Annotated in this window: 16 protein-coding genes and 2 pseudogenes; 15 read left to right on the forward strand and 3 right to left on the reverse strand. The window is 62.3% G+C overall.

Features of this window, described 5'->3' with window-relative positions; all coding sequences use genetic code 11:
- The first annotated feature begins 108 nt into the window (after positions 1-108).
- A pseudogene (locus WIMU1_RS26975) lies at positions 109-1166 on the forward strand (IS110 family RNA-guided transposase).
- Positions 1167-1516: 350 nt separating this feature from the next.
- On the opposite strand, the gene WIMU1_RS23980 reads toward WIMU1_RS26975, so the two are convergent.
- Positions 1517-1696 (reverse strand): hypothetical protein, encoded by a 180-nt coding sequence (locus WIMU1_RS23980; protein ID WP_030174504.1) that lies wholly within the window; start codon positions 1694-1696, stop codon positions 1517-1519.
- Positions 1697-2027: 331 nt separating this feature from the next.
- Between WIMU1_RS23980 and WIMU1_RS23985 the strand changes: the two genes are divergently transcribed.
- From WIMU1_RS23985 to WIMU1_RS24020, 8 genes and pseudogenes are all read left to right on the forward strand, one after another.
- Positions 2028-2414, forward strand: coding sequence for an ArsR/SmtB family transcription factor (locus WIMU1_RS23985; protein WP_030174502.1), 387 nt, complete (start codon positions 2028-2030; stop codon positions 2412-2414).
- Positions 2411-3508 (forward strand): ACR3 family arsenite efflux transporter, encoded by a 1098-nt coding sequence (gene arsB / locus WIMU1_RS23990; protein ID WP_030174497.1) that lies wholly within the window; start codon positions 2411-2413, stop codon positions 3506-3508. The genes WIMU1_RS23985 and arsB overlap by 4 nt, the downstream gene beginning before the upstream one ends.
- On the forward strand, positions 3508-4161 hold the full coding sequence (locus WIMU1_RS23995) for an arsenate reductase ArsC (protein WP_030174494.1): 654 nt from the start codon (positions 3508-3510) through the stop codon (positions 4159-4161). The genes arsB and WIMU1_RS23995 overlap by 1 nt, the downstream gene beginning before the upstream one ends.
- Positions 4162-4209: 48 nt before the next feature.
- A pseudogene (locus WIMU1_RS24000) lies at positions 4210-4624 on the forward strand (arsenate reductase ArsC).
- 27 nt (positions 4625-4651) lie between these two features.
- The gene (trxB, locus tag WIMU1_RS24005; protein ID WP_062800871.1) at positions 4652-5635 is read left to right on the forward strand and encodes a thioredoxin-disulfide reductase; all 984 of its coding nucleotides are present in this window, start codon (positions 4652-4654) and stop codon (positions 5633-5635) included.
- 26 nt (positions 5636-5661) lie between these two features.
- Positions 5662-6075, forward strand: a complete 414-nt coding sequence (gene arsD / locus WIMU1_RS24010) for an arsenite efflux transporter metallochaperone ArsD (RefSeq protein ID WP_062800970.1) — start codon at positions 5662-5664, stop codon at positions 6073-6075.
- Positions 6076-6077: 2 nt separating this feature from the next.
- A complete protein-coding gene (arsA, locus tag WIMU1_RS24015; RefSeq protein WP_062800972.1) occupies positions 6078-7871 on the forward strand; it encodes an arsenical pump-driving ATPase in 1794 nt (597 codons plus the stop codon).
- A gap of 47 nt (positions 7872-7918) precedes the next feature.
- Entirely contained in the window at positions 7919-8329 is a 411-nt protein-coding gene (locus WIMU1_RS24020) for an arsenate-mycothiol transferase ArsC (RefSeq protein WP_030174475.1), read from the forward strand.
- A gap of 83 nt (positions 8330-8412) precedes the next feature.
- Here the strand turns inward: WIMU1_RS24020 and WIMU1_RS24025 are convergent, their stop codons facing one another.
- The gene (locus WIMU1_RS24025; RefSeq protein ID WP_062800873.1) at positions 8413-8898 is read right to left on the reverse strand and encodes an ArsI/CadI family heavy metal resistance metalloenzyme; all 486 of its coding nucleotides are present in this window, start codon (positions 8896-8898) and stop codon (positions 8413-8415) included.
- 96 nt (positions 8899-8994) lie between these two features.
- Between WIMU1_RS24025 and WIMU1_RS24030 the strand changes: the two genes are divergently transcribed.
- Both WIMU1_RS24030 and WIMU1_RS24035 read left to right on the forward strand, forming a co-directional pair.
- Complete coding sequence (locus WIMU1_RS24030; RefSeq protein ID WP_030174469.1) at positions 8995-9354, forward strand: Rv2640c family ArsR-like transcriptional regulator; 360 nt, start codon at positions 8995-8997, stop codon at positions 9352-9354.
- A gap of 123 nt (positions 9355-9477) precedes the next feature.
- A complete protein-coding gene (locus tag WIMU1_RS24035) occupies positions 9478-9804 on the forward strand; it encodes a hypothetical protein (RefSeq protein ID WP_062800875.1) in 327 nt (108 codons plus the stop codon).
- A gap of 357 nt (positions 9805-10161) precedes the next feature.
- On the opposite strand, the gene WIMU1_RS24040 is transcribed toward WIMU1_RS24035, so the two are convergent.
- On the reverse strand, positions 10162-10938 hold the full coding sequence (locus tag WIMU1_RS24040; RefSeq protein WP_133248759.1) for a DUF2637 domain-containing protein: 777 nt from the start codon (positions 10936-10938) through the stop codon (positions 10162-10164).
- Positions 10939-11168: 230 nt separating this feature from the next.
- Here WIMU1_RS24040 and WIMU1_RS24045 point away from each other — a divergent pair, with 230 nt between their 5' ends.
- The 4 genes from WIMU1_RS24045 (at position 11169) to WIMU1_RS24060 (ending at position 16875) form a co-directional block, all read left to right on the forward strand.
- A complete protein-coding gene (locus tag WIMU1_RS24045; protein ID WP_062800877.1) occupies positions 11169-12389 on the forward strand; it encodes an IS110 family RNA-guided transposase in 1221 nt (406 codons plus the stop codon).
- 304 nt (positions 12390-12693) lie between these two features.
- The gene (locus WIMU1_RS24050) at positions 12694-13530 is read left to right on the forward strand and encodes an MT-A70 family methyltransferase (RefSeq protein ID WP_062800879.1); all 837 of its coding nucleotides are present in this window, start codon (positions 12694-12696) and stop codon (positions 13528-13530) included.
- Between the two features lie 115 nt (positions 13531-13645).
- Positions 13646-15502, forward strand: coding sequence for an McrB family protein (locus WIMU1_RS24055; RefSeq protein ID WP_084248535.1), 1857 nt, complete (start codon positions 13646-13648; stop codon positions 15500-15502).
- A complete protein-coding gene (locus WIMU1_RS24060; RefSeq protein WP_116917979.1) occupies positions 15499-16875 on the forward strand; it encodes a 5-methylcytosine restriction system specificity protein McrC in 1377 nt (458 codons plus the stop codon). The genes WIMU1_RS24055 and WIMU1_RS24060 overlap by 4 nt, the downstream gene beginning before the upstream one ends.
- The last annotated feature ends 131 nt before the right edge of the window (positions 16876-17006 follow it).

Consider the following 17006-nt stretch of genomic DNA (forward strand, 5'->3'; position numbering starts at 1 on the left):
CTTTGGTCTGGCTCAACAGAGGCATGAACGCATCACGCCACGGGTGCGCTAAAAGTCGGAGTGCCGACCGGGGATTCCCATCTCAATACCGCTCACCGAAAGGAACCCATGATCGTCATCGGTATCGATCCGCACAAGTCCTCCCACACCGCCACCGCCGTCGACCCCGCCACCAACGTCGACCTCGGGTCGTTGCGCATCCAGTCCACTCTCTCGGACTACCAAAACCTGATTGAGTGGGCGGGTCGGTGGCCTGAGCGTCGGTGGGCGGTGGAGAACGGCAAAGGCCTCGGCCATCATTTGTCGTTGTGGTTGCTTGAACAGGGTGAGTCGGTCGTCGATGTCCCGTCCACCGCGACCGCCCGTGTCCGACAGCTCTCCAGGGGCGGTCGCCGCAAGAACGATCGCATTGACGCCGCGGCCGCGGCCTGTGTCGCGGTCCTGCAGGGTGAGGGCCGGCCGATCTATGCCGAGGACTACACCAGCGTGTTACGGGTCTCGATGAACGCCGCCGCAACCTGCTGCACACCAAGAATCGGCTGATCAATCAACTTCACGCGATCCTGCGTCAGCTTTTACCTGGCGGCGCCGCAAAGAATCTCGACTCGGAGAAGGCGTTCCATCTTCTCCGGACGTTTGAGGCCCGCACCGCTGCTGACGGTGTGCGACGTGCGATCGGCCTCGAGCTGGTCGGGGATGCCCGGCGGTGCACGGTCCAGATCTCCGACATCACCGAACGTACCGAGCATGCGCTAGCCGACTGCGGATCAACCCTGACCACCATCTTCGGCTGCGGTCCCGTCACCGCTGGCCGCATCATCGCCCGCACTGGCAACCCATTCCGGTTTCAGTCCGAATCGGCGTTCGCCACCTACACCGGTACCGCCCCCGTTCAGGTCGCCTCCGCCGACACCAGCCGCCACCGCCTCTCCCGTGACGGCGACCGCACACTGAACTCAGCGATCCACATCATCGCCGTGTGCCAGAGCATCAACGCCAACAGTCCCGGCTACACCTACCTGCACTCCAAAATGGACGCCGGGATGACCCGCCGGTCAGCCATGCGCTGCCTCAAACGCCAAGTCGCAAAGAAACTCTGGCGCACCATGTGCGACGACCACCGACGATGGCAAGCACTCCAGCAACTCGAAAGCCCAGCGATGTAAACCTCGACAGATCCCCGGTCGTCGCGGCGCAACACCCGCCTGCGACGGCTATTCCGGTGTGGCGGCGAAGGGGCGGGGACCTGCTTCCCGCGTACCCCGAATCGATGTGAGTGCGCCAGGTCCCCGCTCGCCTAGAGCGTACTAGGCGTTCGAACATGGGTTCGCTAGCTGGGGTGTGCGCATGAATAAGAACCCGTGGCGACCTATTTTGGGCATGAAAAAGCCCCGTGCGTCGAATTGGGTTCGACCACGGGGCTTGCAAGAACGCCCAGGGGGTTGGAGGGCGCGCAACCAGTGGGTGCGCGGCGCCTTACGGCGACATCAGCGTCTCCATGGCAGGGATATAGGTGTTACTTCCGGCGCCAGGCCCGCACCGGCACAGCGAGGGCTTTGAGCAAGCGCTCGACGCGTCGCACCGGTGCTTCGCGGCCACCGAGGACCACGAGGTAGAGCAGCGGAAGAACACCCACCCCGAGCAGAGTGAGAGCGATCAGTCCCAGGACGCAGAACGCAGAGACGTCTCCGAACATTTGGTTACCCCTTAGGTGAGGTGCGCCGCGCACGCCGACGAGACCAGCCACCACGAGGGCGTGCCGGTCGGCGATGCGTGACAGGGTGATGGCCCGATGCTGGCCAGACGGTCAGCGGGCACAAAAAAACCGGCCAGTGGCCGGTTGTGCGCATAGTTCTAGCGCGTCATCAGTGTTGCACAGTTTCTGTGGATAACTTGTCGCTGCGGCTGGGCGAGTCTGCACCTGCGGCTTCCTCCGAGGGCGATGCCCGCCCGTGCCCGGGCAGCTCGCTGCAGCGTTCACCTGTTGTTGGTTTGCAGCGTATATCGACACCTGTCAATATTGAAGTATGTCGATACAAGAGGGATCTGAGGGCGGTGCGTGCTGTTCTCCGCTGGTGCGTGAGCCGTTGACCGAGGATTGGGCCGCTGATCTGGCGCGGATGTTCAAATCGTTGGCCGATCCGGTCCGGTTGCGGATGCTGAGCCTGATCGCCAGTCACGCGGGCGGTGAGGCGTGCGTCTGCGATCTCTCCGACTCGTTCGACCTGTCCCAGCCCACGATCTCCCATCACCTCAAGGTGCTGCGCTCGGCCGGTCTGCTCGACTGCGAACGCCGAGGCACGTGGGTTTATTACTGGGTGATCCCCTCGGCGCTGCAGCAACTGTCGGCGGTGCTCCTGGTGGAGAGCACCATGACGGTGCCGGCCGAGACCCAGGCGGAGGTCGACGCATGAGCCAGAGCACCGCCGAGCACCCGGCCGTGGTCGGCAAACTGTCGACCCTGGATCGGTTCCTGCCGGTATGGATCGGAGTGGCGATGGTCGCCGGCCTACTGTTGGGCCGAATGATTCCGGGCCTGGACGATGTGGTGAGCGCGGTCGAGATCGATGGCATCTCCCTGCCCATCGCGATCGGACTGCTGATCATGATGTACCCGGTCTTGGCGAAAGTGCGGTACGACCGCCTCGACACCGTCACCGGTGACCGCAAGCTGCTGATCGGCTCGCTGGTGTTGAACTGGGTGCTGGGACCGGCACTGATGTTCGCATTGGCCTGGCTCATGTTGCCCGACCTACCCGAGTACCGGACCGGCCTGATCATCGTCGGCCTGGCCCGCTGCATCGCGATGGTCATCATCTGGAACGACCTGGCCTGCGGTGACCGCGAAGCCGCGGCAGTGCTGGTCGCGATCAACTCGGTATTCCAGGTGATCATGTTCGCGATCTTGGGCTGGTTCTACCTGTCGGTGCTACCCGGCTGGCTCGGCCTGGAACAAACCACCATCGACGCCTCCCCCTGGCAGATCGCCAAATCAGTATTGATCTTCCTCGGTATCCCGTTGCTCGCCGGGTTCTTGACCCGCCGCTACGGCGAAAAAGCCAAGGGCCGCACCTGGTATGAGGACAAGTTCTTGCCGAAGATCGGCCCGTGGGCGCTGTACGGGTTGCTGTTCACCATCGTCATCCTCTTCGCCTTGCAAGGCGACCAGATCACCTCCAAGCCGTGGGACGTGGTGCGGATCGCGCTCCCGCTGCTGGCCTACTTCGCCATCATGTGGGGCGGCGGCTACGCCCTGGGCGCGGCATTGGGGTTGGGCTACGAACGCACCACCACCCTCGCGTTCACCGCCGCAGGCAACAACTTTGAACTCGCGATCGCTGTGGCTATCGCCACCTACGGCGTCACCTCCGGACAAGCATTAGCCGGGGTGGTCGGCCCGTTGATCGAGGTCCCGGTGCTCGTTGGCCTGGTGTACGTCTCACTCGCCCTGCGTAAACGCTTCACCCCCGCCCCCACCGCCGTCTCGTCTGTGACCAAGGAGTCCTGATGTCTGAACACCGCGCTCAACCCGAACTGTTGATGCCCCAAGCGCTGCTGTCGCGCACTGCTGCGGTTCTGTCTGAGAAGTACGAGGGTGTGTTCTCCCCGCAAACGGTGGAGCGCTACGTGTTCGAGTCCTACACTGCGCTGCGGCGCACTTCCACGATCCACAACCACCTGCCGACCTTGGCCGGCCGGTTTGCCGCCGACCGGCTCACCGCGCTGGCCCAATCCCAGGGTGAGGCGCCCAAAGATGTGCCTGAGGTGTTGTTCATCTGCGTGCACAACGCCGGCCGATCACAAATGGCCGCAGCACTTCTCAACCATTACGGCCAGGGCCGGGTGCATGTGCGCTCAGCCGGGTCGGCACCGGTCAATGCCATCAACCCGATGGTCATCGAAGCGATGGCCGAGAGCGGTTTGGATTTGGGAGCTGAGTACCCCAAACCGCTGACCGACGATGTTGTGGCCGCCGCCGATGTGGTCGTGTCGATGGGCTGCGGCGATGCCTGCGCGATCTACCCAGGCAAACGCTACCTCGACTGGACCCTGGACGACCCGCAAGGCCAATCCCTCGATGTGGTGCGCGCTATTCGTGACGACCTCGACACCCGAGTCCAGGAGTTGTTGCGCGAGTTGACCACTCCCGTGCCCGCCTAACCTCCCCCACTACCGTCTTCTCGCTTTGATGAAAGGATCTCGACTCCCATGACCACCACTCCCAGCGTGTTGTTCGTCTGTGTCCACAACGCCGGCCGCTCGCAGATGGCCGCCGGTTTCCTGTCCCACCTGGCTGGCGATGCGATCGAGGTCCGCTCCGCGGGCAGCGCCCCCGCCGACACCATCAACCCGGCCGCTGTCGAGGCGATGGCCGAGGTGGGTATCCATCACCGCCCAAACACCGAAGATCCTCACCACCGACGCGGTGCAGGCCTCTGATGTAGTGATCACCATGGGATGCGGGGACAGCTGCCCAATCTTCCCCGGCAAAAGCTACCGGGACTGGGTCCTCGACGACCCCGCCGGTCAAGGCGTGGAAGCGGTCCGGCCGATTCGCGACGAAATCAAAGTCCGCGTGCAAGCGCTCGTCGACGAACTCACCTCCGCGTCCGCCGCCCACTGATCTGCTGATTGTTAGACCAGGAGAGCTATGACCGACACCGTGCACGAACTGATCATCGTGGGTTCTGGGCCCGCCGGCTACACCGCCGGTATCTACGCCGGCCGCGCCGAACTGGCACCGCTGCTGTTCGAGGGCAGCCAGTTCGGCGGCGCTTTGATGACCACCACCGAGGTAGAGAACTTCCCCGGGTTCCGCAGTGGCATCACGGGCCCGGAGTTGATGGATGAGATGCGCGAGCAGGCAACACGGTTCGGCACCGACATCCGCACCGAAGACGTCGACCAGCTCGAGCTCGCTGGGCCGATCAAAACAGTGCACGTCGGCGGGATGGCCTACCACGCTCATGCGGTGATCCTGGCGATGGGCGCCGCAGCGCGCTACCTGAACATTCCTGGGGAACAGGAACTCCTCGGCCGTGGGGTGAGCGCGTGTGCGACCTGTGATGGGTTCTTCTTCCGGGACCAGGACATCGTGGTCGTCGGCGGCGGTGATTCGGCGATGGAAGAGGCCACTTTCTTGACCCGGTTCGCCCGCAGCGTCACTCTGGTCCACCGCCGTACCGAGTTCCGGGCGTCGCGGATCATGCTCGAACGCGCCAGAGCCAACGACAAGATCCGGTTTGTCACCAACGCCGCACCCATCGAGGTCCTCGGCGAGGGCAGTGTCACCGGACTCGTTGTCCGCGACACCATCACCGGTGAACACACCACCCTCGCGGCGACCGGGATGTTCGTGGCCATCGGTCACGACCCGCGCAGCGCACTGGTCACCGGCCAAGTCGACCTCGATGACGCCGGCTACGTGAAAGTGCAGCCCCCCACCACCGCCACCTCGATCGATGGGGTGTTCGCCGCCGGCGATCTGGTCGATCACACCTACCGGCAAGCAATCACCGCCGCCGGGACCGGCTGCGCGGCAGCCATCGACGCCGAACGCTGGCTCGCCGACCGCGGCGACATCACCACCAACACCCTCGCTGCTGCCAACCAGCCCGTCGCCACCACCGCCTGATCAACCTGTTAGAAAGCGTGCACTACATGACAATTGAAATCTTCGAACCGGCACTGTGCTGTGCCACCGGTGTCTGCGGCGACGACGTCGATCAAGCCCTGATCACCTTCACCGCCGACCTGGACTGGCTCCGCACCCAGGGCGCCGACATCGCCCGATTCAATCTGGCCAGCGAACCCATGGCCTTCGCCGAACGCGAACCGGTCACCGCATTTTTGCACCTCTCCGGATCCCAAGGCCTGCCGCTGGTGCTGGTGGACGGTGTCACCGCGATGACCGGCCGCTACCCCACCCGCGATCAGCTGGCCTCCTGGGCCGGGCTCACCGCCCCGGTCGACACTCCCGCGACCGCACCGGCCGCAGGTGCCGGACTGCTCACCCTCACCGACACCAGCGGAGGCTGCGCTCCCGGCGCCGCCGCTGCGAGCGGTTGCTGCTGACCGTGCCTTCCCCCACATTCCTCGACCAGGCACCCCGCTTTCTGTTCTTCACCGGCAAAGGCGGTGTCGGGAAAACCTCCATCGCGTGCGCTTCGGCCATCACCCTGGCCGCCGCCGGCCAGAATGTGTTGCTCGTGAGCACCGATCCGGCCTCCAACGTCGGCCAGGTGTTCGGACTCACGATCGGCAACACCATCACCACAATCCCTGCCGTGCCGGGCCTTTCGGCGCTGGAAATCGATCCCGAACAAGCTGCCGCCGCCTACCGAGAACGCATCATCGGACCAGTCCGCGGCCTGCTCCCCGAGGCCGACCTCGCCACCATCACCGAACAGCTCTCCGGTTCGTGCACCACTGAAATCGCCTCGTTCAACGAGTTCACCACCCTGCTCACCGACGACGACAACACCTTGGCCCGGTTCGACCACGTGCTGTTCGACACCGCACCCACCGGACACACCATCCGCCTGCTGCAACTACCCGGATCATGGACCGACTTCCTCACCGCCGGCAAAGGTAACCCCTCCTGCCTGGGACCACTGTCCGGGCTGGACAAACAACGCGCCATGTACGCAGGTGCGGTCGCCGCGTTGGCGGACCCGGCCCGCACCCGCCTCGTCCTCGTTGCCCGCGCCCAGCACTCCACTCTGGCCGAGATCGCCCGCACCCACACCGAACTCGCCGCCATCGGACTGACCACCCAACACGTCGTCATCAACGGCGTCCTGCCACGCCCGGACACCGATGACCCACTCGCACAAGCCATCTACGACCGAGACCAACAAGCCATCGCCGATCTGCCCCGTGAGCTCCGGGCATTGCCGGTCGACCATATCGACCTCAAACCCACCAACATCGTCGGCCTCGACGCGCTGGCAAGTCTGCTTGCTCCGACCGCCACTGATCGCCACATCGGTACAGAACCGGAAATCACTGCCGGCATCGATGACGCCCCGCTAGCAGCGCTGATCGACGACCTCGAACCCCAGGGCCACGGGCTCATTATGTGCATGGGCAAAGGTGGTGTCGGCAAAACCACGATCGCCGCAGCGGTCGCAGTCGCTCTGGCCGGCCGCGGCCACCAGGTGCACCTGACGACCACCGACCCCGCCGCCCACCTCACCGACACCCTCACCGAGGATCTCGACAACCTGACCGTCTCACGCATCGATCCCGCCGAGGCGACCGAGCAGTACCGCCAGCGGGTGCTGGCCACCAAAGGCGCCCACCTCGACGAGCAGGGCCGCGCCACCTTGGCCGAGGATCTGCGGTCACCGTGCACCGAGGAAGTCGCTGTCTTTCAAGCCTTCTCCCGGGTCATCAACCAATCGCGACGCACCTTCGTGGTCGTCGATACCGCACCCACCGGGCACACCCTGCTGCTGCTCGATGCGACCGGCTCCTACCACCGTGAGATCACCCGGCAGATGGGTGAGAACGCCTCGTTCACCACCCCGATGATGCGGTTACAGAGTCCCGACAACACCAAAGTACTAGTCGTGACGCTCCCCGAGACCACCCCGCGCCTGGAAGCCGAAGGCCTGCAGCAGGACCTGCAACGCGCCGGCATCACCCCATGGGCCTGGGTCATCAACAACTCATTGGCCGCCGCACACCCCACCTCACCGCTCCTAGCCCGCAGGGCAGACGCCGAACTCGACGAAATTACGGCCATCACCGACGCCCACCACCGTGTTGCCGTGATCCCCATGCTGCCCACCGAACCCGTCGGCGTCAGCGCCCTACAGGCCCTAGCAGCATCGACGGCGCGCACTCCAACACCAATTCGCTACTGACCACCAGACCCAAGCGCTCCACCGAACGAAAAGGATTGCCTGCCATCATGAGTTCGACTCCTCGTGTTCTGTTTGTCTGCGTCAAGAACGGCGGCAAGTCGCAAATGGCGGCCGGCCTGATGAGCAAGGTCGCCGGCAACTCGGTCGACGTCTATTCCGCGGGCACCGCTCCCGGGTCGGCCATCAACGCACTCTCGGCCCAATCGCTCCTCGAAGTCGGTGTAGACATCTCCGCCAACACACCCCGCGCCATCGATGATGATCTGCTGGCACACATGGATGTCGTGGTCACCCTCGGCCGCGAAGCCAAACCCCCCGTCGTCGCCGGACCCCGCTACGAAAATTGGGACACCGACGAACCCTCCGAACGCGGCATCGACGGAATCGAACGGATGCGCCTGGTCCGCGATGACATCGCTGCACGAGTCGCCGACCTACACACCCGCCTCACCACCTGACTTCCAGACCCAGGCTGAGCACGAGTGGCGGGCAACCACACCGGTGCCCGCCACAGGTTGGTTGAACGCCAGCTGACAGTGCTCTAGTTGGAGGCGGCGCTGACCTGCGCAGTCTGGGAGGTACCGCAGCACGTAGACGGCGACTCGTCGCCGTCTACCTGAGTATTGTTGTCGGCCAGCAACTGTGGGCTGGTGCCGAAGGTCTCCGAGTCGGCTAGGACGGTGTAGACCTCCCACTTCTCTCCTGCCGGGCCGGTCACCCACACCTTGTCTTGGGTGGCGAAGCAACAGGTCGCGTTGATCTCTTCCTCGGTGAACAAACCCTCGCCACTCAGGCGCGCGATTTCGGCGTGCACCTTGTCGCTCGACTCCACCTCCACACCGAGATGGTTGATCGTTTCACCCTTACCGGGGTTCTCCAACAGCACCAGCTTCAGCGGCGGCTCGGTCACCGCGAAGTTCGCATAGCCCGGCTTACGTTTGGCCGGAGCAACATTGAACAGCTTCGAGTAAAACTCGACCGCTTGCTCCAGATCGTCGACGTTGAGTGCCAACTGCATACGGGACATAACTTCCTCCACCTGTGAGACATACATCAAACTACCGTCGGGACCAAGAGTGCCGACCTCTTCGACATATGTCAATAGCGTGGGTAGGATTGAGTTATGCCCAAGACACTGCCGGTGATCGACATGACCGCGCCCATCTGCTGTGCCCCAGTCTCGGCATCACCGATGGATGATGCCGCAGCCCTGGAAGTGGCGTTACGGCTCAAAGCCCTTGCCGATCCAGTGCGGATCAAACTGATGTCGATCCTGCTCACCGACGCCGCAGGAGAAGTGTGCACCTGCGACCTAGCGGTCGCCGTCGGCCTGTCCGAACCGACGGTCAGCCACCACCTCGGCCAACTCAAAAAAGCCGGCATGGTCCACCCCGAACGCCGAGGCATGAACGTCTACTACAGCGCCCACACCGACGCTCTGCAAGCACTTCGCCAGGTCCTCGACCCCTCATGCTGCCACTAGCGCAGATGCCAACCAAACTGTTCGTACCAACAGAATTCGAACGCTTCATCGCTTGACAGACACAGAGGCACCCAGGCTTTTCACACCTCATCGGCCCGCGCCTCCTGAGATAGTATCGAACCTATGTTCGACATGCGGGGGATGGCCCCCACCGTGCGAGTCTTCACTCCGCCGCGGCCCGTCATAGTCGACATGATTGCGGCGTTGGGCTGGGCTTTCCCGATGGTGGGCGCCCGACCGGTCACCCTGACTGAGCGCGCGTACGGGCTCAGAATCGAGCACTACCAGGCGGGCGAACAGCTCGCGTGGGCGTTGTCCTCTCGCGGGGTGTGGATGGGTGTGGTGCGAGTCAGCATCGCGAGCACCAATGCCGCCGTCACGGTGGCGTCATGTCTGTGGGTGCCGGCCGAGGCGATCAGGCCTCCTCGAATGGGTACTACTCAGCCATGAGAGTTGTTGTGCGGCTTAACCGAGACTCTCGGATGTGGTCGTGGAAGTCGGTGCCTGCAGCCGCCCACGACAGCCCTGTCGAGCACTCCCCTACCGACTACTCGACCGCGCAGGCGGCGATCGTTGCCGCCCAAGAGCGGTTCGGTCCTGGGTTAACGGTGATCGTGTAACCGAATGTCCCAGCGCTACTGCGCTGAGGATACCGGCGGATCAGGCCGTTTCAGAATGATCAGGTCATCGCTGTTGGTGTAGCGGTCGTCGGGCAGCAGGACGAGCCCAGGTTGTCCCTCGCCTGGTTCAGGTGGGTACGCCATCAAACGATGTTCTCATCCCCCGCCGACAGCCCGTCCTCGGCTGCTACGCCATGACTGGTTGCCGTGCCGGTTCTTGATCAACCCCGTCGATGTCCTCGCGGTGTTCTCCCCAAGCATCCAGGATGCGGCTGACGGTGCCGTGGTGAACGTTCACCTTTTTGGCGAGCGCCCGCCGAGTCTGGTGGGGCTGAGAGTGGTTGAGCCACAGGATGTGCGCAATGGTGGACGGTTCCGTTGTCGCATTGGTGACTTCCCGGAGACGGCGGGCCGGTTCGACGAAGTCACCAACGGTTCGAGCGTCCACGGGATCGGGGTGGCCGGCTGGTGCGATCTCCTGCAGGGTTGCGAGGTGGTCTTCGACCTCTTGGACGCTTGGCGCAGCATGTTCAGGTCGAAGCCGAAGGAGCAGAACGAGACCATGGGTCGACAGGAGTAAGAACGCTGGCGGAATCGTGCCGCCAATGACGGCGACCATCGGATCCAGGCGGGCGGTCTCGGAGATATACGCGTGAAGGGCGTTGCCGGCGATGCTGATGGCGGCCGCGGTAGTCAGGAGGAACCAGAAGAACTGTCGGGAACGCCTGGATTCGTCGCCGGCAGCTGCGACCAAAGAGATGGTCGCTTGCAAAATGGTGCCGTCGACGATGACAGGTGCGATCCAAGACAGCTCTCGCTGTGGCCAGATCTCGGTTGCAATGTCCCACAACGCTGAAAAGCTCAAGATGAAGCTGCCCAGTGCAAGCAATGTCGTTACGGCGATCGCGGTGACAACCGCCATTTGCTGCACAGTTGAGCGCTTAGTATCGGTATTCACGGTCACAGGTCCTTAACGTAATTTCGTCCGGTAGTTTGCTGGGCGCCCAGGCTGGGCGGGTATGGCTTGTCACAGGTTGCCTACCGCGTGAGGTGAGGCTCGATTGGAGTGGCCGCCCGCCCAGCCCGGACTTTCCGGGCCGCACTATTGAGACCTGCGAAATCGTCGCTGTTTAAGGATCTGCGGGTGGATCGTCTCGGGCTGACCTGTACGAACCGTGTGCTGGAGGCGAGTGAATGAACAAAATCTTCGTAGGTGTTGATGTCGGCAAAGAGGTGCACTGGGCATGTTGCCTCGACAGTGCGGGCGATATCCTCATGTCCCGCGGGGTTTTCAACGACGAGACCGATATCCGCGCTTTGATCAATGAGGTCGAAGTACTGGGAGCGGGTGAGATCGCCTGGACAGTGGACCTGATCGCCGTTGAGGCATCGCTACTATTGGCCGTACTTCACGGATTCGACCACAAGGTCCGGTACCTGCCGGGTAGTGCTGTCCACCGGGCGTCAGCGGGGTACAGGGGCGAGGGCAAGACAGATGCCAAGGATGCGCGGGTGATCGCCGATCAGTCGCGGATGCGGAGCGACCTGGTTCAACTGCAGCCCGATGACACCCTGGTTCGCGAGATGCGCATCCTCATCACTCGGCGCGCCGATGTCGTGGCCGACCGGATACGAACCATTAATCAACTCCGCCAGCAACTGACATCGGTGTGCCCGGCGTTGGAACGGGCGGCTAAGGTCGCCGATCATCACGGATGGCTCATTCTGCTGCGCCGCTACCAGGACCCCAAAGCCATTCGGCGTGCTGGAGTATCGCGGTTAACAACGATGCTCACCAACGCGGGGCTACGAGCCACAACAGCACAGAAAATAGCCGAAGCTGCGGTGGGCGCAGCCAAAGCTCAAACCGTGAAGCTGCCCGCAGCTGACTTGGCCGCAGAGCTAGTCGCCGAATTGGCACAAGAGGTTTCACGACTCAACGCTCTACTCACTGAGCTCGACGCCAAGATCGACGCCCGTTTCCGTCAACATCCGCTCGCTCATATCGTAATCAGCCTGCCCGGCATGGGACCTCGCCTGGGCGCCGAGTTCCTGGCCGCGATCGGAAACATCAACTCCTTCGCCTCAGCGAACCACCTCGCGTCCTACGCGGGACTGGCCCCGGTCTCTCACGATTCGGGAAAAGCCGTGGGACGACACCGCCGACCGCACCGATACAACCGTCAACTGCGACGAGTGATGTACCTGTCCGCCCTCAACAGCATCAGGTACTGCCCGGAGTCTAAGTTCTACTTCGAGAAAAAGAAGTCAGAAGGTAAACGCGGTACTAGCGCCGTCATGGCCCTCGCTCGCCGCCGCACCAACGTCCTGTGGGCCCTTATCCGGGACGATCGGAGCTGGACTCCCCGATCGCAACTTTCCGCGCCCCACCCAGCGACTGCAGCAGTCGCTTAGTGCTTGGTACTACGGCCCCACTTCGTTGGTTCGGCGGAAGAACTCTGCAACGCAGTAAGATCCGAGTGCGTCGGAGAAGGACCGACGGTGTCAGTACCACCGCCTGTTTCGACACCGGATCGTGTTGCAGCTGGCGGGGACCTCGACATCGACCAAGGTCCGGGCAGACCTCTCGCGACGCGACTGGGACTTCCCTGCTGAAGTCCCGACTGCACCGTTGTCGGACACACCACGGGAACGAGAAGGCGCGCCACGCCGAGCCCAATTAGATCTCTTGTCAGATCTACTTGTTAAGGTCCGTTGCATGACCGCCGCCGAACCGCTCCGTCCCGAGCTCGCTCCGCCGCCCCTACCTGTGGCAGACGGTGGATTCAAGACCATTTTGGCCGACCCCCCTTGGCGATTTACCAATCGCACGGGCAAGGTAGCCCCCGAGCATCGTCGCCTCGATCGATACTCGACCATGGACCTCGACGGGATCAAGGCTCTGCCCGTGGCCGACGTCGCCGCCAAGGACGCACATCTGTACCTCTGGGTGCCAAACGCACTTCTTCCTGAAGGGATGCAGGTTCTCGAAGCCTGGGGCTTTCGGTACGTGAGCAATGTCGTGTGGGCTAAACGCCGCAAAGACGGCGGACCAGATGGCCGGGGTGTCGGATTTTACTTCCGCAACGTCACCGAGTTGATCTTGTTCGGGGTCAAAGGGTCCATGCGAACGTTGGCCCCGGCCCGGAGCCAGGTCAACATGATCGAGACCAGAAAGCGAGAGCACTCGCGCAAACCCGACGAGCAGTACGGATTCATCGAAGCATGCTCACCGGGTCCGTACCTGGAGATGTTCGCCCGTCACCCTCAGCCGGGATGGACGGCTTGGGGCGACGAGTCGGAGGAGAACGCCACTCCGCGAGGACAGGTTCACAAGGGCTATGCCGGTGGCGAGATTGTGGCACCGGTGCGCAAGCACCAACGGCTCGCAGGTGAGGAACGCGAACTCGCAGCCAAGAAACTCCGCCAGGAATACGAAGCCGGTGCGAGCATCCGCGACCTTGCAGCTCAGACCGACTACTCGATACAACGGGTAAGGACCCTCCTCAAGATGACAGGCCCGCTCCGCGCGCGAGGTAAACACATCGAGCTGTGACACCCAGCGTGAGCGACCCAATCGTCGTCTCTTGGGGCGACACGGCCACGGACACGTCCCCGCACTAGATGCTTATGGCCCCTGATCCGCTGGCTCACCTGGCACACTGACGACGATGAGTCCAGTACCGACGGTTGGCAAAATTTCCTTCACGAAGTTCACCGCCCCTGAAGCAACGATGCTGAAGTTGGCGCAGGTCGAACCAGGAACGTCAACCGCACTCCAGGTGCAAGCAATACTGGAATCGGTCGCCGAGGGTTCCGTACCCGGGCCATTGTGGAACGACCTGCTGGACTACGATCCACCATTGGCCTCACCACGTGCCGCTCCGGGGAACCAGCTCGCCGTCGACAACGAATTGCTTCGGGCTGCAAGGGAATCCGCCGACAGTCAGTACGTACTGTTCTGGGCCGCCTTGAACCTAGCCGATAAACGCCTAGACGAGATCACCCGTCTAATACTCACCGATTCAAACGGTCGATTCGACGCCGCTGCAGTCGACAGAACCGAGCTACAAAGACGCCTCACGCTTCATGCAAAAACGAGCGGGTTGAGCGATTTCCCCACCGATGACAAGTCGGTCACCAACATTCTGAGCCTTCTCGAGCGGTGCCTGATTATCGTCCCCGAGAAGCGCGGCGGCTCGATTGTTGGCATCAAACAGGTGCTACCCACGCGCGGTGCAGCAAAATCACTCGTCACTCTTGTGCAACAACGACTTTCGCACCAATCAGTCGAGGCTGTGCCCGGCGGCGAAACGGATCTAGCTCTCGCGATTGGGGCCAACCGTTGGCTCGGACTCTCCCGGTCGGAGTTCATCGACGCGGTAACACAGGTCGATGCGACCCAGCAACCTCAATCCACACGCGCAGACCTCCCAGACGGACTGAAAGAACTGGCAACACAGCTACGTCGTAAGCGTCAAGTCGTCCTCCAAGGCCCACCGGGGGCCGGAAAGACCTACGTCGCCCGACAGTACATTACATGGGTCACGGCAGGCCGTGCCGAAGAAAGTAGGCTGCAGGCGATCATCGACGACTTGCCCGAAAATGAGCGCACCGTAGCCGGCATTACGACCGAGATCATGCGACGCGGGCTCACGGCCGTATGGGACATCGTCCAATTTCACCCTGGCTATGACTACACGGACTTCGTACGAGCGCTGGTGGCAGAACCCCACGCGAACGGTGTGACCTTCACCCCGAGACACAAAATATTCAGCCTGGTCGCGGCCGTGGGCGTCGAGCTCCGGCGTAAGAACCACCCCGCCGAGCTGGTCCTCATTCTCGATGAGATCAACCGCGGTGATATACCGAACATCTTCGGCGAGCTGCTCTATGCCTTGGAGTATCGAGACGAAGCGGTATCAACTTCCTACTCCATCGATGGGGATGCATCAATCACTGTTCCTCAGAACGTCTCGATCATCGGGACGATGAATACAGCCGATCGCAGCATCGCCGTGATCGACTATGCACTCCGCCGCCGCTTCGTCTTTCTGGACATCGCCGCCACCGACGCTGCACTGCATTCCTACCCCTACGACGACGAATCCACACGAGCCGCAGCCCTTTACCTGGCAGACCTCACCAGAGGAGCCTTGGCCGACGCCCCGACGGGATTGAAAGTCGGCCCGTCCTACTTCCTTGCGGCACGGGACGGAGTCGACACGTCGACACATGTGCTCGCCTCCCGCTACGTCTACGAGGTGCTTCCCTTGCTGACGGAATACGAAATGGAGGGCGAGCTCGATCCGACCGCCCTAGCCGACCTTCGTGAGCGCCTGGGAATATCGACCGTCGTTTCCCAACAAGATCAGGTCTCGCGCCTAGCCCAGCACTTGATCGACCGTTCTTCGGTCACGGACTCCACCGACGAAGACGAACTGGCGACAGAAGCACGGGTCGACACGACCGCCACCAGCGTTGCCGACAGCAGAATTACTGCAACCGACGAGCCCGCTGACCCGTGACTCCAACACGCCCCATCGTCGTCCAAGAGCGGCAATCCACAACGATCGGGCCAGAACTGGCCAGCGCAGTCTCGACCAACTTCTGGAAGGCCGCCGACTGCAAAGTGCAACGCGCGCCAGGAGACGCCGCTTGGACCGTGACCGCTGGTGACAGCACAGGCGTCATTCGCTCGATTGGCCGAAACCATGACGTGACATTGAATGTCACCGCCAAATTGCGCGGCGCAGACGTCTTCTTCCTAGCTGACTACGCTTTCGGTCAACGCCATGAACCACTGCGGATATTCGATTTCGACTCTCCCCTAGTGGACGCCGTGCGTGACGACCCAACATCATGCCTCCTGATGTGGCACGCGCGCTCAATCAGTCAATTCGCATCACGGTGGCTTCGGCGGGACTACCGACGCCGTGACCAAACGTTCAACGGCAAGATCAAGGGCCGCATCCTGGTCGACCAGTACGTCAAAAACTACCTGGCCGTCGGTGAGCCCAATACCGTTCCCTGCAGAACGATCGAACGAACGCAAGATACCGCAAACAACCGGATTCTGAAGGCAGGACTGAGGTACATCGCAGCCCTCAGCCACCTACTCCCCGTACCAGCGGCAAGAAGAGCTGTCATGCAGCAGGTCGCGGCAACGCTACCCAAGTTCGCGCAGGTCTCAGATATCAACGTCACGCGCGCGGACATTCGCAGTATGTCGATGCGCGGACCCCAGCGGCACTACGGTCCCATTCTCCGAGCAACACTCGAGCTACTAGCACATAAATTCCTGACTGACCATCAAGGAGACACTGAGACTCAGTCGTTCATGTGGCAAATGCCTACGCTTTTTCAAGAATCTGTACGCGGTCTGATTTCGTCGTTTCCCGATATAGCTCTCGACACCGCACCACCTCCTCGGGCCACCATCTACGACAACGACGGCGTAAAACTACGCTCGAGCATCGTCGACCCCGACTTGGTCATCAAGTCTGTGACCAGCGGAGCTCACGTCCTGCTCGATACGAAATACAAACAAGCTCTATCCCTAGACAGAGGAAGCTCATCGCCGTCTGCGGATGGCGAGGTGATCGACCTGCCCAACAAATTGAAAATCAAGGTGAGTCGCGCTGACGTGTATCAGGCGGTTGCCTACCGCAAACACGACAGATGGAGGGGCGCTCTCTCAGGGTTGCTCTACCCGGTATGCCTTGCACCTGGACAAAGCCTCCCACACCCCCTGCAAATCCGGGGTTTCGGCGAGGCAATCTACCTTGCCTTCGTCGATGTCGGTCCGCGAGCGAGCGCCAACATCGGGAAGTTCCACGAAACTCTGCGCGAACTGATGACTATTTCTCAACAGACCGGCCTCGACGCAGCGCACGTCTGACGCGCCACCACGCACGAACATCCGCCAAACGCGAGGCCTACACTGCAGCAGTCCTCCGCAGCACCCGCACGCCCGCATCAGGGAGTTGCGTTTCTGATTGAGACTCCAATCTGTGGTCGAGGCCCTGGCTA

It is taken from the genome of Williamsia muralis NBRC 105860 (assembly GCF_001598915.1).
In the GTDB taxonomy this organism is placed as follows: Bacteria; Actinomycetota; Actinomycetes; order Mycobacteriales; family Mycobacteriaceae; genus Williamsia; species Williamsia muralis.

What these genes read in the sequence shown, in the direction of transcription:
- trxB (WP_062800871.1), top strand. Translation starts at nt 4,652, where the DNA reads ATGACCGACACCGTGCACGAACTGATCATCGTGGGTTCTGGGCCCGCC.
- WIMU1_RS23985 (WP_030174502.1), top strand. Translation starts at nt 2,028, where the DNA reads ATGTCGATACAAGAGGGATCTGAGGGCGGTGCGTGCTGTTCTCCGCTG.
- WIMU1_RS24035 (WP_062800875.1), top strand. Translation starts at nt 9,478, where the DNA reads ATGTTCGACATGCGGGGGATGGCCCCCACCGTGCGAGTCTTCACTCCG.
- arsB (WP_030174497.1), top strand. Translation starts at nt 2,411, where the DNA reads ATGAGCCAGAGCACCGCCGAGCACCCGGCCGTGGTCGGCAAACTGTCG.
- WIMU1_RS23980 (WP_030174504.1), bottom strand. Translation starts at nt 1,696, where the DNA reads ATGTTCGGAGACGTCTCTGCGTTCTGCGTCCTGGGACTGATCGCTCTC.
- arsD (WP_062800970.1), top strand. Translation starts at nt 5,662, where the DNA reads ATGACAATTGAAATCTTCGAACCGGCACTGTGCTGTGCCACCGGTGTC.
- WIMU1_RS24030 (WP_030174469.1), top strand. Translation starts at nt 8,995, where the DNA reads ATGCCCAAGACACTGCCGGTGATCGACATGACCGCGCCCATCTGCTGT.
- WIMU1_RS24025 (WP_062800873.1), bottom strand. Translation starts at nt 8,898, where the DNA reads ATGTCCCGTATGCAGTTGGCACTCAACGTCGACGATCTGGAGCAAGCG.
- WIMU1_RS24020 (WP_030174475.1), top strand. Translation starts at nt 7,919, where the DNA reads ATGAGTTCGACTCCTCGTGTTCTGTTTGTCTGCGTCAAGAACGGCGGC.
- WIMU1_RS24045 (WP_062800877.1), top strand. Translation starts at nt 11,169, where the DNA reads ATGAACAAAATCTTCGTAGGTGTTGATGTCGGCAAAGAGGTGCACTGG.
- WIMU1_RS24055 (WP_084248535.1), top strand. Translation starts at nt 13,646, where the DNA reads ATGAGTCCAGTACCGACGGTTGGCAAAATTTCCTTCACGAAGTTCACC.
- WIMU1_RS24050 (WP_062800879.1), top strand. Translation starts at nt 12,694, where the DNA reads ATGACCGCCGCCGAACCGCTCCGTCCCGAGCTCGCTCCGCCGCCCCTA.
- WIMU1_RS23995 (WP_030174494.1), top strand. Translation starts at nt 3,508, where the DNA reads ATGTCTGAACACCGCGCTCAACCCGAACTGTTGATGCCCCAAGCGCTG.